Origin of the sequence: Mesorhizobium sp. B2-7-2, assembly GCF_006440775.1 — a bacterium.
GTDB lineage: Bacteria > Pseudomonadota > Alphaproteobacteria > Rhizobiales > Rhizobiaceae > Mesorhizobium.
In genome coordinates this window covers 236,213-261,829 of sequence record NZ_VFTZ01000003.1, presented here as the reverse complement: position 1 = coordinate 261,829, position 25,617 = coordinate 236,213, and the positions used below count along the sequence as shown (strand labels likewise).

Sequence of the window (25,617 nt, the reverse complement as noted above, 5' to 3'; positions counted from 1 at the left end):
TCAGACGACGCCAGCGCTACGCACGAGATCGACGAAGCGGCCGAAGACGTCCGTATGACGGTAGACATCGGCCGGCGAGGTCGCCGGGCACATCAGGAACATGGTGTGAAAGGGCGTCACCAAGATGCCTTCGTTCATGTAGAAGGCGTGCAGCAAGGTTTCGAGATCGCCACGCCGGCCGGCAATGACCTCGGCACCGTTGCACGGCGGCTTGGGCATGAACATGATCTCGGCGCGGGCGCCGACCTGCGTCACATGCCAGGGCAATTTGTTGGCGCGGATAATGCCCCAGGCGGATTCGGCAAGGCGCGTGGTGTTGGCGATCATGAGTTCGAAATTCGCCGGCGTCAGCACCTCTTCCAGCACCGCGCGCATGGTGGCGACGGTCAGCGCATTGCCGGCCAAGGTGCCGCCGATGCCGAGATGCGCCGACTGGCGCACGCGCGGATTGACCATCGGCACAAGCTTCCACAGCCGCTCGGCGATCTCTTGCGAGACGCCGAAGATGCCGGCCGGAATGCCGCCGGCAATCGCCTTGCCGGCGACCAGAATGTCCGGCTCCAGCCCATGCGGCGCGGTATAGCCGCCTGGCCCGCTGGAGATGGTATGCGTTTCGTCGATGATGAGCACCGTGCCCCTGCGGCGCGTGATCTCGCGCAATGCGGTGTGGAAACCCTCGGCGACTGGGATCATACCGAAATTGGTCATCAGCGGCTCGGTCAGCACGCAGGCGACATCGCCATGCGACAGCGCTTCCTCGAGCGCCGCGATGTCGTTGAACTCGACCACCCTGGAGACGGCGGAATGGTCGACACCGTTGGGATGGATCATGTTGCGCATGCCGATCTTGCCGTCGCGGATTTCGACATGCGCCTCCTCGACACCGCCGTGATAGCAGCCGGAAAACACCAGCACCTTGTCGCGGCCGGTGATCATGCGGGCAATGCGAATGGCGCCGCGATTGGCGTCGGTGGCCGAAGTCGTCAGCGTCCAGTAGGGCAAGCCAAAGCGACGCGTGAGTTCGGCACCGACCCACAGGCTGTCCTCGGTCGGCAGCATCATGGTGGTGCCGTTCTGCAACTGACGAAGCGCGGCGCGCGTCACCGCTTCCGGCGCATGGCCGCACATGCCGCCGGTGTCGCCAAGCGCGAAGTCGACATAGTCGTGACCGTCGATGTCGCTGATATGCGCTCCGCGCGCCGAAGCCGCGTAGATCGGAAAGCCGCCGGCCCAGCGGCGCATCCAGTGCGACGGGCCACCATAGAGGAAATGCTGCTTGCCCGCTTCCCACGCCGCTGCCGAGCGCGGATGCGTGTCGCGGAAGCGCTGCTGCTCGCGGTCGAGCAGGTCGCCGACAGTTGCGGAATGCGGATCTTTTTTGGCATCAGCCATCACGGCGCAAGTCTCCCTTGTGCGCCGTTGCCTCAGGGCGCCAACCGTTTTAAATGTGGTTCATTATGTGAACCGTCGTTTTGCATGTTATAGAGAGACTGCAAGGTGTATCGGCCGCTGTCAAGTTAATTCACATGCGAAGTATCTCGGGGAATCGAAATGAGCACAGTCGGCAAGGCGGTTTCGCTGCTGGAGCTGTTTACGCTAGCGGAACCGGAGATCGGCCTATCCGACCTCGCCCGCAAGGCCGGCCTCGACAAGGCCACTGCCAGGCGCCTGCTGATGGCGCTTGCCGAACGCCGGTTGATCGAGCAGGAGTCGCAAAGCCGCCGTTATCGGCTGGGCGCCGGCCTGTCGCGGTTGGCGCGCATTCGCGACGCGCATTTCCCTTTCGTGCGCCTGGCGGCGCCGGTGGTGCGCGACCTGTCGATCGAGACCGGCGAGACCGTGCATTTGTCGGAATTCAGCGCCGGGGCGCTGCTCACCGTGCATGTCGAACTGTCGGCCAAGGCGAACCGCGTCAATGTCGATGTCGGCCAAGTGCTGCCGCTGCATGGCACGCCATCCGGCATCGCCTTCCTCGCGGCTTCGCGGCCGGAAGTTGTCAGCGCATATCTCGATGGGCCGCTGCAGCCATTCAGTCAGCACACCATGACACAGCCGGACAGGCTGATGGAGGCAGTGCGCCTCGCCGCCTCGCGCGGCTATTCGCGCAGCGCCCAGGGCTATGAGGAAGGCGTGCACAGTATTGGTGCGGCGATCCTCGGCTCGGACGGCAACCCGATCGGCACGCTGGCGGTGGCTTCACCCGTCTCACGCGTCGACGATGCGGTCGCGGCAAGCCAGGGCGAAGCGGCGATCAAGGCGGCGCGGCTGATCTCAGTGCGGCTGACCGGCGAGGCGTAACCTGTCATCTCTGGCGTTGCCGCGTGCCGCGCCTGCGCATCCGCGACGCCTTGATCATGCCGCGCCCGACCAGCGGCAACGCTGCTGCGACCGGCGATCATGATCGGTGACCGTTGTGCCGACCTCATTCTGGACGGACAGCAGCGTGCCAGCCTGCCGCGCGGCCCTGTTCGGTCGCGCAGCCGCACCCCGCCCCGGACGGCCTATTTCTTGATCGCCTCAAGATCGATAAGGATGTCGACGTCCGGGCCGAGGCCGAAGCCGTCGGCAGCCTTTGCCATCGGGAAGTCGGCGGTGCTGATCTTGCCGGTGGCGCTGAACGCCGCCTTGGTCAGCGTCGCATCCCACGGCGCCGGCGCTTCGTTGAGCAGCTTGACATCGAGGGTGATCTCCTTGGCAACGCCGCTGATGGTGAGGGTGCCGGTCACCTTGCCGGTCTTGTCGTCGAGCTTCTCTATCTTGGTGCTCTCGAAGCCGATCGTCGGGAATTCCGCGGCGTTGAAGAAGTCGGGTCCCTTGAGGTCGCTGTCGCGCTGATCGAAGGCGGTATGGACCGAGCCGACATCGATTTCAGCCTTGACGCTGCTCTTCGTCGGATCGGCCTTGTCCATGACGATCGCGCCTTTCACGGCGTCGAACTGGCCATGGGCGATGCCGTAAATGCCGTGCTTGATGGTGAAGGTAATCCAGGCGTGCTGGCCGTCGATCTCGTAATTGTCGGCACTGGCGGCCGATGTCAGCGCGGAGGCGCCGGCGAAGGCAAGGGCGGCGATCAGGTTTCTTGTCGTCACGTCTCTCTCCCAGTTGGGTTATCGTTGTGGCTCAGGAAAAGCCGAGGGCTGCCCCATGCGGCGCCCAAACGATCGCCGTGAGCACAGCCAACATCGCCGGTATGGCGATCAGGAGGCCGGCGACCAGCGGCCGCAATGGCCCGGCGCCGGGAAGCAGGCCTTGCAGCGGGCCGGGCACAAGCGCGGCCACGATCAGCGGCAAGGGAGAAAGCATCAGCGCCACTGGGTTCGCCTTCGGGGCGAGCAGCGCAACCTGGATGAGGATTGTCGCGGCGGCGTAGAGCAGCGGAAATTCGACGCCTTTGCTCCAACCGGCGGCGATGCCGCCGCGCAGCGACGCGACATACTGCACGAGGCACCAGCCACCTGTCAGCGCGGCGAGCGAGCCGAGCAATTGGCCGGTGACGATCGCCGCGCCGAGCACCGAGATGATGGCGCCGGCCACGAACACGGCCAGCACCGCCGCCGGCGCAAGGAATGACTGCTCGGCCGACAGCGACGACCCGGGCCGCATGTGAACCAGCATCGCGGCGCCGGCGATCATCAGTAAGCCGGCGATGGCGGCGGCGACCATCTGTAGGTCAAGCGAGCCGGAGGCGATGCGGCGCCAGCCGAGCCACAGGATAGCCGCGGCGATGGCGGCAGCGGCAAGGACGCTGGCTGTTCGACCGGTCAGGACGCGCTCGGGCAAGAGGCCTAACACGATGCCGGCAAAGGCGAGATAGATCAGCTTCTGGCTGGCGGCGATAGGCGGCACGACCGGCGCGCCGAGTATATCGAGATAGAAAAACAGCAGCAATGCCGCCCAAAGCAGAGAGAGGATGCGTGATGATGCCGGAAAGGCAAATCTCGCCAGCAGTGCAGGCATGAGGCCGAGCAACAGCGGCAGCGCGGCTGTGGTGACCATCGGATTGCCCAGAAACGCGCTCAAACGATCACCCAAGCGCGATCCAGGCGGTCTTCAGGTCGGTGTATTTGTCGATGGCGTGCAGCGACTTGTCGCGGCCGAAGCCGGACTGCTTGACGCCGCCGAGCGGCACGGTGATGTCAGCGCCGCCATAGGTGTTGACGTGGACGACGCCGGCATTGATGGCGCGCACCATCCGGTGAGCAGTCGAAAGGTTCGCGGTCCACACCGCCGAGGCCAGGCCGTAGACGGTCGAATTGGCGAGGCGCACCGCTTCCTCCTCGGTTTCGAAGCGCATGACGCCAAGCACGGGCCCGAACACCTCCTCGCGGGCAAGCTGCATCTCTCCAGTCACGTTCTCGAAGATCGTCGGCGCCATGTAGCTGCCGCCGGTCTCGATGAGGATACGTTCGCCGCCGGTGACGAGACGGGCGCCCTCCTCTGCGGCCCTGGTGACGAAGCCGAGATTCTTGTCGAGCTGCTCGGCGCTCGACACCGCGCCGATATCGCTTGCGAGATCAAGCGGATCGCCGACCTTGAGTTTCGTGGTTGCTTTGACAAGCTCGTCCATGAAACGGTCGTAGATCGAGGCCTGGACGAGCAGGCGCGAACCTGCGACGCACACCTGGCCGGAATTACGGAAGATGCCGTTGGCCGACACGACGGCTGCCTGCTTCAGGTCCACCGCGTCGGCGAAGACGATGTTGGGCGACTTGCCGCCGAGCTCGAGGAAGACGCGCTTCAGGTTGGAGCGCGCGGAATATTCAAGCAGCCGGCGGCCGACCGGCCCGGAGCCGGTGAAGGCGATGGCATCGACGTCCATATGCAGGCCGAGCGCCTCGCCGGCCACCGAACCGCGACCGGTGACGACGTTGAAGACGCCTTCGGGCAGTCCGGCTTCGGCTCCCAGCTCGGCCAGCCGCAGCAAAGTGAGCGAGGCGATCTCCGGCGGCTTGACAACGATAGCGTTGCCGGCGGCGAGCGCCGGCGCGATCTTCCAGGCGCCGATCATCAGCGGGAAATTCCAGGGTACGATGACACCCACGACGCCGAGCGGCTCCTTGTGGATCAGGCCGAGCACGTTGTCGGCCGTCGGCGCGATCTCGCCATAGACCTTGTCGATAGCTTCGGCGTAGTAGCGGATCGTGCCCGCAGCCGACAGCGGCTCGGCCTTGTAGGCCATGGCGATCTCGGTGCCGTTGTCGCGCACGCCGAGCACGGCGAGTTCGTCGGCATGCTTCTCCACCAGTTCGGCGAACTTCGTCAGCACCTTCTTGCGGAAGGCAGGTGCTGAGCGCGACCACGAACCTCTTTCGAATGCCTTGCGCGCCGAGGCCACGGCGCGGTCGACATCGGCGGCCCCGCCGTCAGCGATGGTGGCGAAGGAGCGGCCGTCGATCGGCGAGATCACCGGCAGGCTGGCGCCGCTCTGCGCATCCGTATGGACGCCATCGATGAACAGACGTCGCGCTCCGACCTCCGCCTTGCGCAGCGTGTCGATGGTGGTCTGGTTGATCATTGAGCGGTGGCTCCGATTGTGACATGCAGCGCGGTTGGCGCGCGGAACTCCCAGCCGCGGAAGACTGGTTCCTTGCCCGGCACCAGTCTCAGGCCGGGAAAGCGTTCGAGCAGCAATCGGACCGCCAGGCACATCTGCTCGCGCGCGAAAAAGCGGCCCGAGCAGAAATGATGGCCGAAGCCAAAGGCGGCGTGGTTGCCCTCGTCTCGATTGATGTCGAAGCGGTCGGGATCGGAAAAACGGCTTTCGTCGCGGCTGGCCGAGGAGACGAGTGCCGCGACCGGCGCGACGGCGGGGATCGTGACCCCGCCGATTTCCACCGCACGTGTCGTCTGACGCGTCTGGGTACCGATCGGCGCCACCCAGCGCAGGCCCTCATCGACGGCCTTCGGCACGAAAGTCTCGGGATCGTCGAGCACTTGCCGCAGCTGTTCGGGATGGGTGAGCAGGCCGGCAAGGATCGAGCCGGCGCCATGGCCGGGTTCCTGCATGCCGCCGAGCAGGATCACCTTGATGCTTGGCATCAGAAAATCGATCGGGCGGGTCGAGCCCGCGGGCATGCCGTCATGCAACATGTGCGAAAGCGCGGAATCGTCGGGCTCGTGGAGAAGCCGCTCCAGCGTCGGCTGGACGACGGTGCCGACCTCGGCGCTGATGGCGTCGGCGATCTCCTGCCGCTTCGGGTCGTTCTCGAAATTGATGGCACCTTGGGCAAGCCCATAGAACCAGCGCCGCAAGGTCGGCATGTCAATGTTGGCAAGGCCGAGCGAGCGCGCCAGGCTGAGCGTCGACACCGGCTCGAAATAGTCGGCCATCAGCTCGGCTGAGCCCCGTTCGGCGATTTCGTCGAGATAGGGTCCTGCGATGGAGCGCACGAGGTCGCCGGCGTAAGAAGCGACAGTTCGTGGCCGGTATTTTGGGTCGACGCCCTGACGCAATTGCTTGTGCGTCTCGCCGTCGGTGGTGAGGATCGTCGGCTTGCCGAACGAGCGCTCAACCGGGGAAGTGCCGACAACCGCCGAGAAGATATCGGGCGACTTGGCGACCGTCTCGACATCCTTCCAGCGGGTGACGAACCAGAGGTTGACCGCCGGCACGAAAGCCACCGGCGCTCTGCGCCTCAGTTCCGCATAGATCGGATAGGGATCGCATTCCAGTGCTTCGACGGTGATGGTCTCGGCAAAGGTCAATGCCGTCACTCCCTTTGCGATGGAAGAGGCGGCGCCAATGCGCCGCCCCTCTTGTCTGCTTTAATCTTGCGGTGGCTTGCCGAGGTTTTCGAAAGCAACCGGATCACGACCCTTCAACGAACCCGCCAGAAGCAGGCCCACGACGGCGGCGATCAGCACCAGCAGCGGCAGGAACACGCCGAGGAGACCGCCGGCTCCGGACAGGCTGCCGAAATTGATGACGATCAGGTAGATGATGAGGGCGAAGGCGATGAAGGTCAGCGCCGGCAGGATAGTGGTCTTCAGCGCGTTTTCCTGGCTCGACGGATTGGCGCGGAAATACATCACGACCGCGAGCGAGGCCACCGCCATCATGACGATGACGCCGAGCGTGGCGACATTGGTCAGCCACGAGAACAACGCCAGCACCGGATCGAGGCCGAGCACGGCAAACAGCCCGACGACAACAGCGGCAAGTGCGGTCTGGATGACCGAGGCAACATGCGGGCTCTGGTGCGACGAATGCGTCACGCCGATCGACAGCGGCAGGAGCTTCTCGCGGCCTGCGACATACATGTAGCGGGCGACCGCGTTGTGGAACGCCAGCACGCCGGCGAACAGGCTCGACACGAACAGGATGCTCATGGCGTGCGTGAGCAGCGTTCCGGCATAGCGGTCGGACAGACCGAACAGGAAGGTGGTCGGATCCTGCAGGCCCTGCAGAGCCGGCAAGAGCTTGTCGACACCGGCACCGACGGCCATCAGCCAGGCGGTGACCATGTAGAACAGGCCGATCAGGATGACCGAGAAATAGGTCGCGCGCGGAATGGTCACCTTCGGGTCGCGCGCCTCCTCGGCGTAGATCGTCGTCGCCTCGAAGCCGATGAAGGCGGCGAAGCAGAACAGGATGGCGATGGCCGGCGCGCCGCTGGTGATCTGGCTCCAGCTGAAGGGTGCGGCCGACAGGCCGCTGTCGCCGCCGGTCTTGAGGATGGTGAGGTCGAGGACCAGCACGACGACATATTCGGCAAGCACCAGCACGGTGAGAATCTTGGCCGACAGGTCGACCTGCCGGTAGCCGAGCACGGCGACGATGGCGATGGCGATGAAGCTCCAGACCCACCAGGGCAAGGCGATGCCCCAGCCGGCGAACAGGCCGGCGGTGGCGGCACCGAGAAGGCCCATGACGCCGATCTGCATGGCATTGTAGGACAGGATGGCAATCAGTGCCGTGGCGCCGCCGGCCAAGCCGCCAAGTCCGCGCGCGGCATAGGCATAAAAGGCGCCCGCATTGCCGACATGGCGCGACATGGCGACGTAACCCACCGCGAACAGCAGCAGCAAAAGCGTCACGATCAGGTAGGTGCCGGCAAAGCCGGCGCCGTTACCCATCAGCATGCCGAGCGGCGTGCCGCCGGCGACGGCCGTGAGCGGCGCCGCTGCCGAGATCACCATGAAGGTGATGGCGCCAACGCCAAGGCTATTCTTCCTCAGCCGGTTCACTTCACCGGCTTCAATTGCAGTCATCTTTCCCTCCAACTCCGCTGTGCGGAAACCGAGTGTCCCTGAGATGCCGGAGCCTTCTGGCGGGCCGTGCGTGCATTTCATTATTTGCAACGGCATTTCGATATTAGACTTGCAAAGGAATCGACTTGCTGTCAAGTTAATTCGCACGTTAAGTATCTGAAGGAGGAGCAGGCACGCGATGAGCACGGTGGCCAAAGCCATTTCGCTGCTGGAAATGCTTGGACGCGGCACGCCCGAAACGGCACTCGCCGATCTGGCCAAGGGTGCCGGCTTCGATAAGGCGACGACGCGCCGGCTGCTGGTCTCCCTCATCGCGCAAGGGCTGGTCGAGCAGGACGAGGCGACGCGCTTCTACCGGCTCGGAGCCGGCCTGACGCGGTTGGCCTTGATGCGCGAGGCGCAGTTTCCGTTCCTGCGCATTGCCGTGCCGATGGTGAACCTCCTGGCCGCCGAAACCGAAGAGACGGTGCATCTTTCCGAATACTCAAAACGTGGCCTGATCTCGGTCCACGTCGTCGAATCGACAAAGGCCAACCGGGTCAGCGTACAGCCCGGCGAAGTGTTGCCGATGCATGCGACGGCCTCCGGCATCGCCTTCCTGGCGTTTGCCGAGGACCGTATCCGCGAAGCCGTTCTCGCCGGACCTATGGCCGCTTTTACGCCTTACACAATCGGCGATGCCGAAACGCTCGCCGAGCATATCGCCGCTGCCCGTGCGCGCGGCCATTCGACCGGTTCGCAAGGGTATGAGGAAGGCGTGCTCAGCGTCGCAGCACCCATCCTCGGCGCCGACGGTTTTGCCATCGGCACCATCGCTGTCGCCGCGCCCGGGGTGCGGGTCCAAAAGGGCGACATCGAGCGCTACGGCGCCAGGGTCGCGGCGGCGGCGCACGGCATCAGCGAGCGGCTTTTCGGCGGCCTGCCGGGCCGCAAACGGGCGTAACGGGCATAATAAGATACACACTGCAAGGAGAACTGACTGTGGAGGAGACACGCCGAATCCTGGTTATCGGCACCGGCGACACCAAGGCCGACGAGCTTCTGTTCATGCGCGAGCGCATCGAAGCTGTCGGCGGCGTCGCCGTGATGATGGACGTCAGCGTGCTTGGCGATCCGCCCTATCGGCCGGAGCACGACCGGCATGCCGTGGCGCGGGCGGCCGATACGACGATAGAGGCGATCATCGCCAGCGGGGACGAGAATACCGCGATGACGCTCATGGCGCTCGGCGCCTCGCGGCTCGCCCGCTCGCTGCACGACAAGGGCGACATCGACGGCTTCATCGCGCTTGGCGGCTCGATGGGCACCGATCTTGCGCTCGACGTGGCGCTGGCTCTGCCGCTTGGCGCGCCGAAATTCGTCGTCTCGACGATCGCCTATTCGCATCTGTTGCCGCCGGAGCGCATCGCCACCGACCTGATGATGATCCTGTGGGCCGGCGGTCTCTATGGGCTCAACAGCGCCTGCAGGGCGGTGCTGTCGCAGGCCAGCGGCGCGGTGGTGGGTGCTGCGCGCGCCGTCGTCAAGCCGGATGCAGCAAGACCGAGGATCGGCATGAGCTCGCTCGGCAAGAGTTGCCTGCAATATATGGTGACGCTGAAGCCGGAGCTGGAAAAACGGGGCTACGAGGTCATCGTCTTTCACACCACCGGCATGGGCGGACGGGCGCTGGAGGCGATCGCCGCGCAGAAGGGGTTCGTCGCGGTGCTCGATTTCAGCCTGCAAGAACTGGCCAACCAACTCACCGGCTCGGTCGTAAGTTCGGGCGCCGACAGACTGGAGAATGCCGGCCGGCAAGGCATCCCGCAGATCGTCGCGCCGGGCGCCATCGACATGGTCGATTTCCCGACCTGGCAGGCCGTGCCGTCCCGCTTCACCGAACGGCCCTACCATGCACATAACCGCCTGCTCGCCTCGGTGACCTCAGATGGCGCGACACGCAAGGAAATCGCGCGGGCGATCGGCGAGAAGCTCGCGGCGGCGACCGGCCCGACAGCCTTCATCCTACCCGCCGGCGGTGTCCAGCAATGGGACCAGCAGGGCGAGCCGCTGTACGAGCCGGAAGCGCTGGCGGCCTTTGTCGAGGAGATGCGCCTAAGCGTGCCAAAAAATGCCGAGCTGCACGAGATTACCGGACACATCAACGATGCCGCCTTCAGCGCCAAGGCGCTGGAGGTCTTCGACCGTTGGGTCGCCGAGGGCATCATCCCGCCCGGTAGGTGCGCGGCATGAGCGGCGCGAAGCCACAGGCGCTGGTGCTCGATTTCGGCGGCGTCGTCACCCGCACGCTGTTCGAGACGCATGCGCTGACCGAGCGGGCGCTGGGGCTGGCACCTGGCACGCTAGCATGGCGCGGCCCGTTCGACCCGGCATCCGACCCGCTTTGGCGCTCGATGCAAGCCGACGAGATCAGCGAGCGCGAATACTGGAAGACACGCACACGCGAAGTCGGCCAGCTGGTCGGCGAGGACTGGAAAGACATGTCGACCTTCGTGCAGCGGGCGCGCGGCGCCGACCCGCAAGCCGTGGTGCGGCCCGAAGCCGAGCGAGCGATCCGGATCGCCCATTCGGCAGGCATCAGGCTCGCAATACTCTCCAATGAGCTCGATCTGTTCTATGGCAGTGGGTTCCGCGAACGCCTGCCGCTCTTGTCGCTATTCGAGGCTATCGTCGACGCGACCTATACCCATATCCTCAAGCCGGATGCTCGCGCCTATGCGATGGTCGGCGAGGCATTGCAGCTGTCCCTGGCCACCTGCGTCTTCGTCGACGACCAGAAGCGCAATGTCGACGGCGCGGTTGCCGCCGGAATGCTTGCCGTTCATTTCGACGTCGCAGAGCCGGCGCGAAGCTATGCCGAGGCGCTCGGCCATTTCGGCCTGGCGCTTCCCTGATTGGAAAAACCCGGAGTCCCTCCCGATGCGTGACATCAATTTTCTCACCGAAAACAACGCCAAGCCGATCTGGCATCCGATGGCGCATCCGGCCGAGATGCGCGCGACGCCGCCGAGGATCATCATGAAGGGCGACGGCGTGTCGGTGACCGATATCGACGGCCGGACCGTGCTCGACGCCGTCGGCGGGCTGTGGAACGTCAACCTCGGCTATAGCTGCGACCCGATCAAGAAGGCGATCTCGGTACAGCTCGACGCCCTGCCGTATTATTCCGGCTTTCGCGGCACCTCTACCGGGCCGTCGATCGAACTCGCCTACGAGCTCTGCGACTGGTTCGCGCCGGAGGGGATGGTGCGGGCGTTCTTCACCTCCGGCGGATCGGACTCGGTGGAGACGGCGCTGCGGCTCTCGCGGCAATACTGGAAGATCCGCGGCCAAGGCGACCGGACGAAATTCCTGGCGCTGAAGAAGGGGTACCACGGCACGCATTTCGGCGGTGCCTCGGTCAACGGCAATGCCAATTTCCGCCGCAATTATGAGCCGCTCCTGCCGGGCGTGTTCCACACGCCCGCGCCGTGGACCTACCGCAACCCGTTCGACGAGACCGATCCGGCGAAGCTGGCTAAACTCTGCGCGCGGGCGATCGAGGACGAAATCGCCTTCCAGGGCGCCGACACCATCGCCGCCTTCATCATGGAGCCGGTGCTCGGCGCGGGCGGTGTCATTGTTCCGCACGAGAGCTTCATGCCAATGGTGCGGTCGATTTGCGACCGCCACGACATCCTGCTCATCGCCGACGAGGTGGTGACCGGCTTTGGCCGCACCGGCGCCTGGTCAGGTTCGCGCCTGTCCGGCGTGAAACCCGATTTCATGACCATCGCCAAGGCGATCACGTCGGGTTATTTCCCGCTGGGCGCGACATTGATCGGCGCCAAGGTCGCCGACGTCTTTGAGGCCGACAAGACCAGCTTCGGCGCGATTGGCCACGGCTACACCTATTCCGGCCATCCCGTCGGCTGCGCGGCGGGGCTGGCCGCGCTCGCCGAAACAAGACGCCTTGCCGTCAACGAGAACGCCGCTGCACGCGGCATCGAGCTAGGCAAGGCGCTGGAGGCGCTGAAGGCAAAACACACGCTGGTCGGCGACGTCCGTTATCAGGGGCTGATGGCGGCGCTCGAGCTGGTCTCAGACCGCGACGCCAAGAAGCCGGCCGACAAGAAGACGATGGGCGCCGTCGCTGACGCTGCCTACAAGGCCGGCGTCCTGCTGCGCGTTTCCGGCAACGCCATCATCCTGTCGCCGCCGCTGGTCATCTCGGCGGCCGATGTGGTGAAGATTGCGGAGGCGCTAGATGCGGGGTTGGCCGCTGCTGCGCGGTGAATGGCGAATGGTGAATGGTGAATGGTGGGAAATTCCTTCAAGTGCTGCCGGTCAAGCTCCACTAGTCTCTTCTATTCACCATTCACCCTTTCCTTCCGCCACGCCGCAGGCGCCATTCCAACCGCCTGCCGGAAGAAGCGCGAGAAATAGGCCGGGTCATTGAATCCGGTCTCATAAGCGATGTCCTCGACCGAGCGCACCGTGAACAGCAGCAGGCGCTTGGCCTCGACCAGCCGGCGCTCGCCCACGGCTTGCCGCACGCCCGATCCCAGCACCTGGCGCGCCGCCTTATCGAGCAGATGGCGCGTGGTGCTGAGGCTCTCAACATAGCGCTCGACCGGCCAGTCGTCGCGAAAATGCCGGTCGATCAGCCGCCGGAGGCGGCCGCCCAGCGCCACAGCGGCTGGCAGGGTGACGGCATGCGATACCGCATCCAGGCGGGCGATGCCCGACAACGCCACAGCGATCAGCGGTAGCAGGATTTTCTCCATACCGGGCAGCCTGTCGGCATATTCCGCCTGGATCATTCTGACCGTATCGCCCAACCTCTCCCACAGGGCCGTCTCGCCGCGTCCGGTGACGAAGACCGGTTGGTCGAGCGGCAGCAAGGAATGCTCGGCGATGGCCACAAGTGCTTCATCTGCGACCGACACGACGATGGCATCGGTGCCAGGTTCGATGCTGAAGCCATGCACCACGCCGCTCGGCATGAAGCTCACCGTAGGCGCCGAAAAACTCAAGGTTTCGTCCTCGATCCAGTAGCTGCCGCTGCCGCCGGTCCAGAGGGTGATCTGCGCCATTTGCGGATGTTTGTGCGCCAGAACGTGCCCTCGATGCACCGAAGCGCGGGCCTGCACGGTCTCGACATGCAGGAAGCCGACATCGAGCGCCCGCGCCGGTTCGCCGTAGACAAAGAACTCGGGAATGGCGGTCTGGCCCATGACGACGAAAAAATCCAAATGGTTTTATGCTTTCGTCCATAAACCTTTGGCACGACCAGCGCTATCGTTAACGTGTTAAGGGAGGATCATGATGCGATCGGAAGATTTCCGGGCCGACACGAAGCGGCCGTTCACCGGCGCCGAATATCTCGACAGTCTGCGCGACGGACGCGAGGTCTATATCAATGGCGAGCGCGTAGCCGACGTGACCAGCCACCCGGCGATGCGCAATTCGGCGCGCTCGCTGGCCCGCCTCTACGATGCCCTGCATGATCCCAACCGGCAGGCCGTGCTGACCTCTCCCACCGACACCGGCTCGGGCGGATACACGCACAAATATTTCCGTGTCGCCCATTCGGCCGCCGAGCTTGCCCAGCAGCAGACGGCGATCGCCGACTGGTCGCGCATGTCCTATGGCTGGATGGGACGCACGCCCGACTACAAGGCGGCGCTGATGAACACGCTGGGCGCCAATGCCGAATGGTACGGCCCGTTCAAGGACAATGCGCGCGCCTGGCACAAAAGGGCGCAGGACGCGGTCCTGTTCATGAACCATGCCATCGTCAACCCGCCGATCGACCGCCACAAGCCGGCCGAGCAGGTGAAGGATGTGTTCGTGCATATCACTAAGGAAAGCGATGCCGGCATCTGGGTGTCCGGCGCCAAGGTGGTGGCGACATCGTCGGCGCTAACCCACTACAATTTCCTGGCGCAGAGCTCGGCGACGGTGACGGAGGATCCGTCGCTGTCGGTGATGTTCATCGTGCCGATGAACGCGCCCGGCATAAAGATGTTCTGCCGCGTCTCCTACGAGCAGACGGCGAACACCGTCGGCCATCCTTTCGACTATCCGCTGTCGTCGCGCTTCGACGAGAATGACGCGATCCTGGTGCTCGACAATGTCTTCATCCCCTGGGAGGACGTGCTGGTGCTGCGCGACGCGCAGAAGATCCTGTCCTTCCACCCGGCGTCGGGCTTCATGCATGGCTACTGCTTTCAGGGCTGCACGCGCTTTGCTGTCAAGCTCGACTTCCTTGCCGGCCTACTAGCCAAGGCGCTGCGGGCGACCGGCGGCGACGCCTTCCGCGGCAACCAGGCTGCGCTGGGCGAGGTGATCGCGCTGCGCCATATGTTCTGGAGCTTTTCCAACGCCATGGCGCACAACCCGATCCCGTGGGCCAATGGTGCAGTGCTGCCCAATCTGGAAGCGGCGCTCGCCTACCGCACCTTCATGTCGGAGGCCTATCCGCGCGTCATCGACACGGTGCGCCGGGTGATCGCCTCCGGGCTGATCTACCTGCCGTCCTCGGCGAAGGATTTCGACAATCCGGAGATCGACCGCTACCTCGCGCAATATGTGCGCGGCTCCAACGACATGGGCCATGTCGAGCGCATCAAGATCATGAAATTGCTGTGGGACGCCACCGGCACCGAGTTCGGCGGCCGCCACGCGCTTTACGAGCTCAATTATGCCGGCGCGCCGGAAGAGGTGCGGCTGCAGGTGCTGAAAGGGGCGGAGCGCGGCGGCCGCTTGAAAGCGATGGAGGAACTGGTCGATACCTGCATGGCCGACTATGACGAGAAGGGCTGGACCGGCGACACCTGGCTGCCGCCGTTGCCGGCCGGTGCAAGCTGAGGAGCCCGGCCATGGAGGCGCAGGTCGCCAAACTGGAATTCCGTGACGCCATGGCGCGGGTCTGCGCGCCGGTCAACATCGTCACGACAGACGGACCAGCAGGCCGCGGCGGCTTCACCGCGACCGCCATGTGCAGCGTTTCCGACGATCCGCCGACGCTGCTTGTGTGCATGAACGAGCGCTCGGCGCAGACGGGCATGTTCCTTGCCAACGAGCGCTTCTGCGTCAACGTGCTGACCCAGTCCCATATGCACCTGGCGGCGAAGTTCGCCGGCGCGATCCGCGATATGGCCGAGCGCTATCAAGCCGCGCGCTGGCAGACCATGCCTTCCGGTATGCCGGCGCTGCTCGACGCCATCGTCAGCTTCGACTGCGAGATCGGCGCGGTGAACAAGGTCGGCACGCACAATGTGATGTTCGGCCGGGTGATCGACATCCGCCACGGCAGCGGCGAGGCGGCACTGCTTTATGTCGGCCGCAACTACATGCAGCCGAGCGCACTCGGCAGCTTCGGTGGGTAAATTTTATCAGGTCTGATTTTCAGACGATTCCGACTGGATCAGGCTTTCCAGAAGGTCGAGCAGGTGCTCATGCTGCTCGGCGCCGTATCGCCGCTCGATCGCATCGTAGATGGCGATGCGCTCGGGCGACAGATCCTCGATCAGCGCCAGCCCGGCCGGGCTGATGGCGAGCAGCGCCCTGCGGCCGTCGTTCTTGACCTTGTCACGGGAGATGAATTGCCGTTCCTCCATCGCCTTGATGATGCGGGTGAGACTCGGCGGCAAGATCGAGGCGCGGTTGGCCAATTCGGTCGCTTCCAGCGGCCCGGCCTCGGCAAGGACTCTCAGAACGCGCCACTGCTGCTCGGTGATGTCGTGGCGGGCGAGCATCGGCCTGAAATGCGCCATGATCACTTCGCGAGCACGCAGAAGCGCCATCGGCAAGGAGCGGCGTGTGTTAGGCGGTAGCAAGGTCAGATCTCCAAAAAAATTCCAATTCCACGCGACTCGCAACGCGAAACGAGGCACGGATCGCAGCTATATCCGCGATTTTGCCGGGAGCGGCAATCCCGGCGCCTGGAAGCCCATCCAGATACAGAACGACGCTTGACATTCGATCGTCAAGATGTAATTCACGTGTTAATTACAAACACCGTCGGCGGACGAAACCTTTGCCTCATATGGCGATCGAATATTCGGCGAATCTCGACCAGAAGGTCGACGTGGCCGAGCTTTGCGCGCTGGTCTCGCGCACCATTCTCGGGACTGGCCTGTTCGAGCCGGGCGCGGTGCGCGTGCGGGCCTTCCGCGCCGAGGCCTATGCGATTGCCGACCGGCTGCCTGAGAACGGTTTCATTGACATGAATTTCCGCATCGGCAAGGGCCGCACGGCGGAAGAAAAGAAAAGCGCCGGCGAGGCGATCTTCGCGGCCGTCACCGATCATCTTTCACCGCTGTTTGCGACGCCGCATTTCGCGCTGTCGCTGGAGATCCGCGAGATCGACGCAGAGCTCAGCTGGAAGAAGAACGCCATCCACCCGCGCCTGCGCGGCAAGTGAACGGGCGGCAGAGAATAGGAAAGACGCAATGGCGGCATTGGACGACAATCTGAGGAAGGCCGAAGCCTATCTCGAGCGCTTCAGGAAGGACGGCGTGCTCAACCAGATCGGCGGCGAGGTCGTGCCCGCCGCCGACGGCTCGACATACGAGACGATCTCCCCGATCGACCTCAAGCCAATCGCCCAGGTGGCGCGCGGCAAGACCGCCGACATCGACCGCGCCGCCAAAGCGGCGAAGGCCGCTTTCAAGGAATGGGCGGCGATCTCCGGCGACGCGCGCAAGAAGCTGCTCCACAAAATCGCCGACGGCATTGTCGCGCGCGCCGAGGAGATTGCCTTCGTCGAATGCATGGATACCGGCCAGTCACTGAAGTTCATGGCCAAGGCCGCGTTGCGCGGCGCGGAAAACTTCCGCTTCTATGCCGACCGGGCACCTGAAGCCCGCGACGGCCAGACGGTCCGTGCGCCGAACCAGGTCAACATGACGACGCGCGTGCCGATCGGCCCTGTCGGCGTGATCACGCCGTGGAACACGCCGTTCATGCTGTCGACCTGGAAGATCGCGCCTGCGCTCGCCGCCGGCTGCACGATCGTCCATAAGCCGGCCGAGTTCTCGCCGCTGACGGCCAGGCTTCTGGTCGAGATCGCCGAGGAAGCCGGCCTGCCCAAGGGCGTCTGGAACCTCGTCAACGGCTTCGGCGAGGATGCTGGCAGGGCGCTGACCGAACATCCCGACATCAAGGCGATCGGCTTCGTCGGCGAAAGCCGCACCGGCTCGATGATCATGAAGCAAGGCGCCGAGACGCTGAAGCGGGTGCATTTCGAGCTCGGCGGCAAGAACCCAGTCATCGTCTTTGCCGACGCCGATTTAGAGCGGGCCGCGGACGCCGCGGTCTTCATGATCTATTCGCTGAACGGCGAGCGCTGCACCTCGTCGTCGCGGCTGCTGGTCGAGGAAAGCGTCTATGACAAGTTCACCGCGCTGGTGGCGGAGAAAGCAAAGCGCATCAAGGTCGGCCATCCGCTCGACCCGGAAACCGTGGTCGGCCCGCTGATCCATCCGGTGCATGAGGAAAAGGTCCTTTCCTACATTGAGATCGGCAAATCGGAAGGGGCGGTCGTTGCCGCCGGCGGCGGCAAATTCACCGGCCCGGGCGGCGGCTGCTATGTCAGCCCGACGCTGTTCATTGGCGCGACCAACAAGATGCGCATTGCCCAGGAAGAGATCTTCGGGCCAGTGCTGACCGCCATATCGTTCAAGGACGAGGCCGATGCACTGGCGCTCGCCAACGACACGCAATACGGCCTGACCGGCTATCTCTGGACCTCGGACGTCACCCGCGCCTTCCGCTTCACCGATGCGTTGGACGCCGGCATGATCTGGGTCAACTCGGAAAATGTGCGGCATCTGCCGACGCCATTCGGCGGCGTCAAGAACTCGGGCATCGGCCGCGACGGCGGCGACTGGTCTTTCGACTTCTACATGGAAACCAAGAACGTCGCGTTCGCCACGACGCAGCATTCGATCCAGAAGCTCGGCGGCTGACGGGAGACACCTATGGCCCTGCCCCAACCCAACCTCTACCCTGCCTTCAACATCGTGCGACTCAGCCATGTCGAGCTCGCCGTCACCGACCTGGCGAAATCACGCGCCTTCTATGTCGACACACTCGGCCTGCAGGTGACCGACGAGACATCCGACGCCATCTATCTGCGCGCACTGGAGGAGCGCGGCCACCATTGCATCGTGCTGCGCAAAGGCGCCACCGCGGAAGCCCGCGACCTCGGCTTCAAGGTGTTTTCCGACGAGGATCTCGACAAGGCCGAGCACTTCTTCAAGGGCAAAGGCTTGCCGGTGGAATGGGTGGAGCGGCCCTACCAGTCGCGCACCTTCCGCACCCGCGACCCGCACGGCATTCCGCTCGAATTCTATTCGAGGATGGAAAGGCTGCCGCCGATCCACCAGAAATACGCGCTCTATCACGGTGTGAAACCGCTGCGCATCGACCACTTCAACTGCTTCTCGCCAAACGTCGATGAATCGGTGGCCTTCTACAACGAGCTCGGCTTCCGCGTGACCGAGTACACTGAGGACGCCGAGACCGGGAAGCTGTGGGCGGCCTGGACGCACCGCAAGGGCGGCGTGCACGACATCGCTTTCACCAATGGCCTCGGCCCGCGTTTGCACCATGTCGCCTTCTGGGTGCCGACGCCGCTCAACATCATCGACCTGCTCGACCTGATGGCGACCACCGGTTGGCTGCCGAATATAGAGCGCGGCCCCGGACGGCACGGCATCTCCAACGCCTTCTTCCTCTACATCCGCGATCCGGATAACCATCGCATCGAGATCTATTGCTCGGACTACCAGACGGTCGATCCCGATCTGGAGCCGATCAAATGGGACCTGAAGGACCCGCAGCGCCAGACGTTATGGGGCGCACCGGCCCCGAAGAGCTGGTTCGAGGAAGGCAGCGTCTTTGCCGGCGTGAAGCCGCATCAATCTGATCTCTCGGCCTCGCCGATTGTGGCGCCATAATCGGCGAGCCGGGAAGGAAAGCATCGAATGCCTGTGAGATCATCTCGTCTGCTGGGAATAATCGTCTCGACGCTGGTGGCCTCGGCTTCAACTGCCAAGGCTGCCGACGATTCGGCCTGTGTCGCGCTGACGCGTGGCTTCTGCATCGACGTTTTCGTCAAGCGCAATGCCGACGCGGCCATGCAGCATGCTCCAACCTACATCCAGCACGTCGCACGGCCCAGCCAGCGATCTCCGAATAGGTTGAGACCGGCGGATAACGTCATCCTCATGGTATGAAACGGAAAGGTCTCGCCGGCAATGGATAGCGACGAATTCAGACACTGGTCGCATAAGGCCGCCGACTGGGGGGCCAACTACCGCACGACCTTGCGGCACCGGCCGGTGCGAGCGCAGACGACGCCCGGCGACATCGCCCGCCAGATCGACGACGCCGCGCCTGAACGGGGTGAGCCGATGGAGGCGATCTTCGCCGACTTCGAGCGGATTATTCCGGATGGCATGACGCACTGGCAGCATCCGCGCTTCTTCGCCTATTTCCCGGCGAACGCCGCGCCGGTGTCGGTGGTCGCCGACTACCTCGTCACATCCATCGCCGCGCAATGCATGCTCTGGCAGACGTCGCCGGCCGCGACCGAACTCGAGATGAAGGTCGTGGACTGGCTGCGCCAGGCGCTGGGCCTGCCCGCCGGCGTTTCAGGCGTGATCCAGGATTCGGCCTCGACGGCGACGCTCGCTGCAGTGCTGGTCATGCGCGAACGGGCACTTGGCTGGATGGGCAACAAAGAGGGGCTGGCGGCGCACACGGCCGTGCGCGTCTACGCGTCGGCCCAAGCGCACACCTCCATCGACCGGGCAATCTGGGTGGCCGGCATCGGCGAGGCCAATCTAGTGCGCATCCCGACCAAGGGCGACCTGCACGGCATGGACCCCGAGGCGCTAGACGTCGCCATCCGCGCCGACATCACCGCGGGGCTGACGCCCGCCGGCGTGATCGCCTGCACCGGCGGCACATCCATCGGCGCCTGCGATCCGATCGCGGCGGTGGCCGAGGTCGTGAAAAGGCATGGCCTCTATCTGCATGTCGACGCGGCATGGGCGGGTTCGGCGATGATTTGTCCGGAATTTCGAACGCTTTGGGATGGCGTGGAGGCGGCGGACTCGATCGTCTTCAATCCGCACAAATGGCTGGGCGCGCAGTTCGACTGCTCCGTGCAGTTCATGCGCGATCCCGGGGAGCAGGCGCGCACGCTCGCGATCCAGCCGGAATATCTGAAGACGCATGGTCATGACGGCGTCATCAATTTCTCCGAATGGACAGTGCCGCTCGGCCGCCGCTTCCGGGCGCTGAAGCTCTGGTTCTTGCTGCGATACCACGGCCTCGAAGGGCTGCGGACAATGATCCGGAACCATGTGACATGGTCGGTGGAACTGGCGGAAAAATTGGCCGCCGAGCCGGACTTCGAGATCGTCAGCGCGCCGGTGCTGTCGCTGTTTTCCTTCCGGCACAAGGCGCCAGGCGATCCCGACCGGCACAACATCGCGCTGGTCAATGCCATCAACGACGACGGCCGTATCTATCTTACCCAGACCCGCGTCGACGGGGCGATCGCGATCCGCTTCCAGGCCGGCCAGTTCGAGATGACGCGCGAGGATGCCGAAACCGCATTCGCGGTGATCACGGAGATCGCGCGCCAGACGACTTAGGCTCGGATGCGGAGCAGATGGAGACGACATGACCGAACAGCCGCGTTTCGCCAGCTTTTCCCATCAGGGGAGATCGGGCTTTGGTTTCGTGAAGGGCGGCGGCATCGTCGATCTTTCCCGACGTCACGGCAACACATGGCCGACCTTGCGCGAGGTCGTGGCGGCGGGCGCCCTGCCGCGCCTCGTCGACGAAGCGGCCGCGCTGCCGGCCGATCTCAGCCTGGGCGAGATCACCTACGCGATTCCCGTGCCTGCGCCCGAAAAGATCATCTGCGTCGGCGTCAACTATCCGGACCGCAACGAGGAGTACAAGGACGGGCAGGCAGCACCCTCCAACCCGTCGCTGTTCATCCGCTTTCCACGCTCCTTCGTCGGCCATGGCGCGCCGCTGGTGCGGCCGCCGGAATCGCCGCAGCTCGACTATGAGGGCGAGATCGTCATCGTCATCGGCAAGGGCGGCCGCCGGATCCCGGAATCCGACGCGCTCGACCATATCGCGGCACTTTCGCTGTGCAACGAAGGCACAATCCGCGACTGGGTGCGCCATGCCAAGTTCAACGTCACCCAAGGCAAGAATTTCGATCGCACCGGCTCGATCGGGCCGTGGCTGGTGCCGTTCACCGATGAGGCGCAGATCGCCGACATCGCGCTGACGACGCGCGTCAATGGCGAGTTGCGTCAGCAGGACCGCACCGGCCGCATGATTTTTTCGTTCCGCAAGATCATCAACTACATCTCGACCTTCACCACGCTGGTGCCGGGCGATGTCATCGTGACGGGAACACCGACCGGCGCGGGCGCCCGCTTCGATCCACCGATCTGGCTGAAGCCGGGCGACGTAATCGAGGTCGAGGCCGAAGGTATCGGGCTGCTCCGCAACGGGGTCGTGGACGAGGAAACCAAATGATGATGACCGAGGCGGAGATCGAGGGCGCCGCCCAAAAACTGTTCGAGGCCGAGCGCGATCGCCGCCAGATCAGGCTGCTCAGCCTCGATTTTCCGCAAGCCACGATGGACGACGCCTACCGCGTCCAGGCCGCGCTGGTGAAGCGGAAGGAAGCGTCCGGACTGGCGATCAAAGGCTGGAAAATCGGCCTGACCTCCAAGGCGATGCAGTCGGCGCTCAGCATCGACATTCCCGATTCAGGCATCCTGTTCGACGACATGTTCTTCGATGACGGCGGCACGGTGCCGGCCGATCGCTTCATCCAGCCGCGCATCGAGGCCGAGATCGCTTTCGTCATGAAGGCGCCTTTGGCCGGCCCCGACATCTCGATCGACGACGTGCTCGACGCCACCGATCACATCACCCCGGCCCTGGAAATCCTCGACGCCCGCATCGAGCGGATGAACAAAGAGACCGGCAAGATTCGCACCTTCGTCGACACGATCTCCGACAATGCCGCCAATGCGGGCATCGTCGTCGGCGGCCGCAAGGCCGGCCCGCGCGAGGCGGACTTGCGCTGGATCGGCGCCATCGTGTCGCGCAACGGCGAGGTCGAGGAGACGGGGCTCGGCGCCGGCGTGCTCGATCATCCCGCCAAAGGCATCGTCTGGCTCGCCAACCGGCTGCATCAATACGGCATGCAGATCGAGGCCGGACAGGTCGTGCTGTCGGGTTCCTTCATCCGGCCGGTCGAATGCCGGCATGGCGACCAGATCGTTTCCGATTTTGGCTCCTACGGCAGGGTGAGTGTCTTCTTCGCCTAACCAACCACCAATTTTCGCGCGAAAGTACTGCGTTGCCTGCCGGGACACGCAATCACCAATACCGACACTTGCTGATGGTCGCGACTTGGGAACCAAAGCCGTATCATTGCTTACGCAGCTTGAGCTTTCCGGACGCTGGAGGACGTATCGCTATCGGGACCAGCATCTGGCCAAGGGGCTTGAGTGCAAAGCCATAGCCGTCATGGTCTGCGATAATGATATCCTGCAGCTTGGAGCGGCAGCAAATTCGGGCCCCAGTTCCATCAGTGCGAAGTCCTCCTGCCTGAGGCCGTGAGCGATCGACGCGCGCGTGTGCGCATCAGTGCGCTGAAGGGCGCAGAGTGTCAAAAACGTCGGAGCAGTGGTCGGAGACGTCATTCCGCTGCAGTACTGTCAATTCCTGCTGTACCATGGCGTGGCTGCGGTCCTCACACCCGACAGCTCGCGAATGTTGTGCTCGACCTCCTGGAGGGTCGGCGACGCCCGACAGACCGTCGGCCCCGTGGAATGGACCGGCAAGTCACCCCGGCGAGGTTGCCCGGATTATAGGCGGGCATCCTCGCACGCACCGCTCCAGGCCTATTTCTGCGCGTATGTCGGCTTTCCGTCGGCGCCCTTCTTCCATTCGTAGATGACATAGTCGGGACGCGTGATGTCGCCCTTCTGGTCATAGCTGATGTCGCCGATCGCCGTCTTCCACGGGCCGCTCGCCTTGATGGTCTCGGCGACCTTCTGCGCATCGTCGGCCGAACCGGTCTTGTCGACCGCGGCGGCGACGATCTGGACCGCCGCGTAGGAGTAGAGCGTGTAGGCTTCGGGCTCGAAGCCGGAGGCACGGAACTTGTCGACGATGTCCTTCGCCGCGGGATTTTTCCGTGGGTCGGGCGAGAAGGTGTTTAGGGTGCCGATGACGGAATCGCCTGCGATCGAGGCCAGTTCGTTCGAGACCATGCCGTCGCCCGAGAACAATGTCGCCTTCAGGCCCTGGTCCGCTGACTGGCGCATGATAAGGCCCGCCTCGGTGTGAAGACCGCCGAAGTAGATCAGCGTCACGCCCGCTTCCTTCATCTTGGCTATGAGCGCGGAGAAATCCTTGTCGCCGACATTGATGCCTTCATACATCACTTCATTGATGCCGTTGGCGTTCAGGTCCTTCTTGGCGACGTCGACGAGGCCCTGACCGTAGGGCGTCTTGTCGTGGATGATGGCGATCTTGGCATCCTTGAAGTTCGCGGCGATATAGTCTCCCGCGACCTTGCCCTGCTGATCGTCGCGGCCGCAGGTGCGGAATGTGTTCCAGAGGCCGCGCTCGGTGTATTGCGGATTGGTGGACGCCGGCGAGATCTCGAGCACCCCATTTTCGGCATAGACCTCCGAGGCAGGGATCGACACGCCCGAATTGAAGTGACCGACCAAGTATTTCACGCCGTCCGCGACGAATTTGTTGGCGACCGAAATGCCCTGCTTCGGATCGGAGACGTCGTCGCCGATCTCTATCTTGATTTTCTGGCCGAGCACGCCACCGGCCGCGTTGATGTCGGCTGCTGCCTGTTCTGCGCCTTTTTGAAACTGCGCGCCGAAAGCGGCATTCGGACCGGTTATCGGCCCGGCGACACCAATGACGATATCCGCCCAAGCGGTGCCCGCAAACGCAACAAGCGCGGTCACCGCCACCGCCGACAAGAGATGTTTCTTCATATTAGGCTCCCATTTTTCGTGGCGGGCACTGGTTGAGGCTTCGATGCGATGCCCACGTCCGACGCATCGAGCTGACTAGAATTCGGCGCGGACCGGCCTGCCGTTGGATCAGGTCATGGCCGATGCCAGCGGGTCAGGCATCAGGCCGGAGCCGGCCCCCTCACGAGAAACGTCTCGCCTTTGCTCCGCATCTAACCTGTCCCCGCGGCTGCGCTACCGGGCATATTGGCTGCAAGCCAAGTGGCATGCGATGACCGTAAGACCCAGATTTGTTGATCGATTTTGCAATGTTTCGGGAACGCGTCGCCTGCCTGCTAATTCGCCGGCGCGTTGTCAGAATCGGGCGTCGGACGAAGCCTCGCGTCGGAACAAGGCCGGACTCTTGCCGGTCCATTTGTGGAAGGCGCGATGAAACGCGCTCGGCTCGGAAAAGCCGATATCGGCGGCGAGGTCGGCGACGCTGCGGCTGCCGTTGAGCAGGGCCTCCATCGCCAGGGCCCTGCGCATCTCGTCCTTGATCGAGCGATAGCTCTGCCCTTCCGACTGAAGCCTGCGGCGCAAGGTCGGCGCCTGCATGCGCATGCCGGCGGCAAGGCGCTCGAAGCTCGGCCATGAAGCGGGCGCGGTGGCGTGAAGTCGCCCGCGTATGGCCGCCGAGAGCCCTTCGTCGTGGCGGTAACGCACAAGAATGTTGGCCGGGGCTTTGCGCAGGAATTCGCGCAATGTGCAGGCATCGCGGATGACCGGCAGCTTCAGGAATTCGGCATCGAAGACGAGGCGGCTCTGAGGCTGATCGAACCGCACCGGCGCGCCGAAGAACAGACGGTAGTCGCTCCCCGTGGGCGGGATGCTGCATTTGAAGTCCACCCAGCGGATCGGAAGGCGCCGGCCCACCAGCCAGCAGTTCACGCCATGGACGATGATCCAGAAGGTGCGGTAGGCGAAGGCCGAACGCAACGGCCCGGACTCGCTCAGCCTGATCTCGGCGAGCCCGTTGCCGATGGTCAATTCGCCATGCGGGTCGTCGAGCACGGCGCGCAGGAAGCGCAGGCCCCTGCGCACGGCATGTTCCAGAGTCTCGGTGGAAAGCAGCGCCTGGCAGAGCAGCGCGAAACTGCCCGCCCGCATTGGCCTGGCGCCTTCGCCGAAGAACTCGTCATCCATCGTCTGCGCGACGGCGTGCCAGAGCGCGCCATATTGTTCGGTCGATATTGGCTCGGAAATCGCTGGCGGCAGCCCGACGCGAGCCAAGAGAGGCTCCACCTCGACGTTGTGGCGGCGAAGGCATTCGAGCGTATCGTTCATGAAGCAGGGAGCGATCATCCGACGCTGCATTGCCTGA

General features: G+C 64.2%; 24 protein-coding genes. 14 read left to right on the top strand and 10 right to left on the bottom strand.

What is annotated here, in order from left to right; genetic code table 11:
- Complete coding sequence (locus FJ425_RS06175; RefSeq protein WP_140722365.1) at nt 1-1,392, bottom strand: transaminase; 1,392 nt, start codon at nt 1,390-1,392, stop codon at nt 1-3.
- Between the two features lie 159 nt (nt 1,393-1,551).
- Here FJ425_RS06175 and FJ425_RS06170 point away from each other — a divergent pair, with 159 nt between their 5' ends.
- Complete coding sequence (locus FJ425_RS06170) at nt 1,552-2,298, top strand: IclR family transcriptional regulator (RefSeq protein ID WP_140722362.1); 747 nt, start codon at nt 1,552-1,554, stop codon at nt 2,296-2,298.
- A 203-nt stretch (nt 2,299-2,501) separates the two neighbouring features.
- Here the strand turns inward: FJ425_RS06170 and FJ425_RS06165 are convergent, their stop codons facing one another.
- From FJ425_RS06165 to FJ425_RS06145, 5 genes are read right to left on the bottom strand one after another with little or no spacing between them, the layout of a single operon-like run.
- The gene (locus FJ425_RS06165) at nt 2,502-3,089 is read right to left on the bottom strand and encodes a YceI family protein (protein WP_246677892.1); all 588 of its coding nucleotides are present in this window, start codon (nt 3,087-3,089) and stop codon (nt 2,502-2,504) included.
- Between the two features lie 31 nt (nt 3,090-3,120).
- Nucleotides 3,121-4,020 carry a hypothetical protein gene (locus FJ425_RS06160; RefSeq protein WP_140722359.1) on the bottom strand — a complete coding sequence of 300 codons (900 nt, stop codon included), beginning with the start codon at nt 4,018-4,020 and terminating at the stop codon, nt 3,121-3,123.
- 4 nt (nt 4,021-4,024) lie between these two features.
- The gene (locus tag FJ425_RS06155) at nt 4,025-5,515 is read right to left on the bottom strand and encodes an aldehyde dehydrogenase (protein WP_140722356.1); all 1,491 of its coding nucleotides are present in this window, start codon (nt 5,513-5,515) and stop codon (nt 4,025-4,027) included.
- A complete protein-coding gene (locus FJ425_RS06150; protein ID WP_246673281.1) occupies nt 5,512-6,714 on the bottom strand; it encodes a cytochrome P450 in 1,203 nt (400 codons plus the stop codon). Before FJ425_RS06150 ends, FJ425_RS06155 begins: the two co-directional genes overlap by 4 nt.
- Before the next feature lie 51 nt (nt 6,715-6,765).
- Nucleotides 6,766-8,211, bottom strand: a complete 1,446-nt coding sequence (locus tag FJ425_RS06145) for an APC family permease (protein ID WP_140630209.1) — start codon at nt 8,209-8,211, stop codon at nt 6,766-6,768.
- Nucleotides 8,212-8,389: 178 nt separating this feature from the next.
- On the opposite strand from FJ425_RS06145, the gene FJ425_RS06140 reads away from it, so the two are divergent.
- From FJ425_RS06140 to FJ425_RS06125, 4 genes are read left to right on the top strand one after another with little or no spacing between them, the layout of a single operon-like run.
- Nucleotides 8,390-9,154 carry an IclR family transcriptional regulator gene (locus FJ425_RS06140; RefSeq protein WP_140543996.1) on the top strand — a complete coding sequence of 255 codons (765 nt, stop codon included), beginning with the start codon at nt 8,390-8,392 and terminating at the stop codon, nt 9,152-9,154.
- Nucleotides 9,155-9,192: 38 nt separating this feature from the next.
- Nucleotides 9,193-10,443 (top strand): Tm-1-like ATP-binding domain-containing protein, encoded by a 1,251-nt coding sequence (locus FJ425_RS06135; RefSeq protein ID WP_140722353.1) that lies wholly within the window; start codon nt 9,193-9,195, stop codon nt 10,441-10,443.
- Nucleotides 10,440-11,105 (top strand): HAD-IA family hydrolase, encoded by a 666-nt coding sequence (locus FJ425_RS06130; RefSeq protein ID WP_140544000.1) that lies wholly within the window; start codon nt 10,440-10,442, stop codon nt 11,103-11,105. The genes FJ425_RS06135 and FJ425_RS06130 overlap by 4 nt, the downstream gene beginning before the upstream one ends.
- Nucleotides 11,106-11,130: 25 nt before the next feature.
- Nucleotides 11,131-12,486, top strand: a complete 1,356-nt coding sequence (locus FJ425_RS06125) for an aminotransferase class III-fold pyridoxal phosphate-dependent enzyme (RefSeq protein ID WP_140722350.1) — start codon at nt 11,131-11,133, stop codon at nt 12,484-12,486.
- A gap of 71 nt (nt 12,487-12,557) precedes the next feature.
- Here the strand turns inward: FJ425_RS06125 and FJ425_RS06120 are convergent, their stop codons facing one another.
- On the bottom strand, nt 12,558-13,427 hold the full coding sequence (locus FJ425_RS06120) for a helix-turn-helix domain-containing protein (RefSeq protein ID WP_140722525.1): 870 nt from the start codon (nt 13,425-13,427) through the stop codon (nt 12,558-12,560).
- A gap of 91 nt (nt 13,428-13,518) precedes the next feature.
- On the opposite strand from FJ425_RS06120, the gene FJ425_RS06115 reads away from it, so the two are divergent.
- Together FJ425_RS06115 and FJ425_RS06110 are read left to right on the top strand one after the other, a co-directional pair.
- Nucleotides 13,519-15,063, top strand: coding sequence for a 4-hydroxyphenylacetate 3-hydroxylase N-terminal domain-containing protein (locus FJ425_RS06115; RefSeq protein WP_140630961.1), 1,545 nt, complete (start codon nt 13,519-13,521; stop codon nt 15,061-15,063).
- Between the two features lie 11 nt (nt 15,064-15,074).
- Nucleotides 15,075-15,584, top strand: a complete 510-nt coding sequence (locus FJ425_RS06110; RefSeq protein ID WP_140544004.1) for a flavin reductase — start codon at nt 15,075-15,077, stop codon at nt 15,582-15,584.
- Between the two features lie 6 nt (nt 15,585-15,590).
- Here FJ425_RS06110 and hpaR read toward each other — a convergent pair whose 3' ends face one another.
- Complete coding sequence (hpaR, locus tag FJ425_RS06105) at nt 15,591-16,001, bottom strand: homoprotocatechuate degradation operon regulator HpaR (protein ID WP_246673311.1); 411 nt, start codon at nt 15,999-16,001, stop codon at nt 15,591-15,593.
- Between the two features lie 233 nt (nt 16,002-16,234).
- On the opposite strand from hpaR, the gene FJ425_RS06100 reads away from it, so the two are divergent.
- The 7 genes from FJ425_RS06100 to hpaH are packed head-to-tail and all read left to right on the top strand — an operon-like array spanning nt 16,235 to nt 22,577.
- Entirely contained in the window at nt 16,235-16,621 is a 387-nt protein-coding gene (locus FJ425_RS06100) for a 5-carboxymethyl-2-hydroxymuconate Delta-isomerase (protein ID WP_140630194.1), read from the top strand.
- Between the two features lie 28 nt (nt 16,622-16,649).
- Nucleotides 16,650-18,167 carry a 5-carboxymethyl-2-hydroxymuconate semialdehyde dehydrogenase gene (hpaE, locus tag FJ425_RS06095; protein ID WP_140630191.1) on the top strand — a complete coding sequence of 506 codons (1,518 nt, stop codon included), beginning with the start codon at nt 16,650-16,652 and terminating at the stop codon, nt 18,165-18,167.
- 12 nt (nt 18,168-18,179) lie between these two features.
- Nucleotides 18,180-19,160 (top strand): 3,4-dihydroxyphenylacetate 2,3-dioxygenase, encoded by a 981-nt coding sequence (hpaD, locus tag FJ425_RS06090; RefSeq protein WP_140630188.1) that lies wholly within the window; start codon nt 18,180-18,182, stop codon nt 19,158-19,160.
- A 27-nt stretch (nt 19,161-19,187) separates the two neighbouring features.
- On the top strand, nt 19,188-19,439 hold the full coding sequence (locus FJ425_RS06085) for a hypothetical protein (RefSeq protein WP_140630186.1): 252 nt from the start codon (nt 19,188-19,190) through the stop codon (nt 19,437-19,439).
- Nucleotides 19,440-19,460: 21 nt separating this feature from the next.
- Entirely contained in the window at nt 19,461-20,867 is a 1,407-nt protein-coding gene (locus FJ425_RS06080) for a pyridoxal-dependent decarboxylase (RefSeq protein ID WP_140630184.1), read from the top strand.
- A 28-nt stretch (nt 20,868-20,895) separates the two neighbouring features.
- Complete coding sequence (locus FJ425_RS06075) at nt 20,896-21,774, top strand: fumarylacetoacetate hydrolase family protein (RefSeq protein WP_140630182.1); 879 nt, start codon at nt 20,896-20,898, stop codon at nt 21,772-21,774.
- Entirely contained in the window at nt 21,774-22,577 is an 804-nt protein-coding gene (hpaH, locus tag FJ425_RS06070) for a 2-oxo-hept-4-ene-1,7-dioate hydratase (protein WP_181175827.1), read from the top strand. Before FJ425_RS06075 ends, hpaH begins: the two co-directional genes overlap by 1 nt.
- Before the next feature lie 579 nt (nt 22,578-23,156).
- Here hpaH and FJ425_RS06065 read toward each other — a convergent pair.
- Complete coding sequence (locus tag FJ425_RS06065; RefSeq protein ID WP_140544018.1) at nt 23,157-24,275, bottom strand: branched-chain amino acid ABC transporter substrate-binding protein; 1,119 nt, start codon at nt 24,273-24,275, stop codon at nt 23,157-23,159.
- A gap of 333 nt (nt 24,276-24,608) precedes the next feature.
- The gene (locus FJ425_RS06060) at nt 24,609-25,610 is read right to left on the bottom strand and encodes an AraC family transcriptional regulator (RefSeq protein ID WP_140630179.1); all 1,002 of its coding nucleotides are present in this window, start codon (nt 25,608-25,610) and stop codon (nt 24,609-24,611) included.
- Between the last annotated feature and the right edge of the window lie 7 nt (nt 25,611-25,617).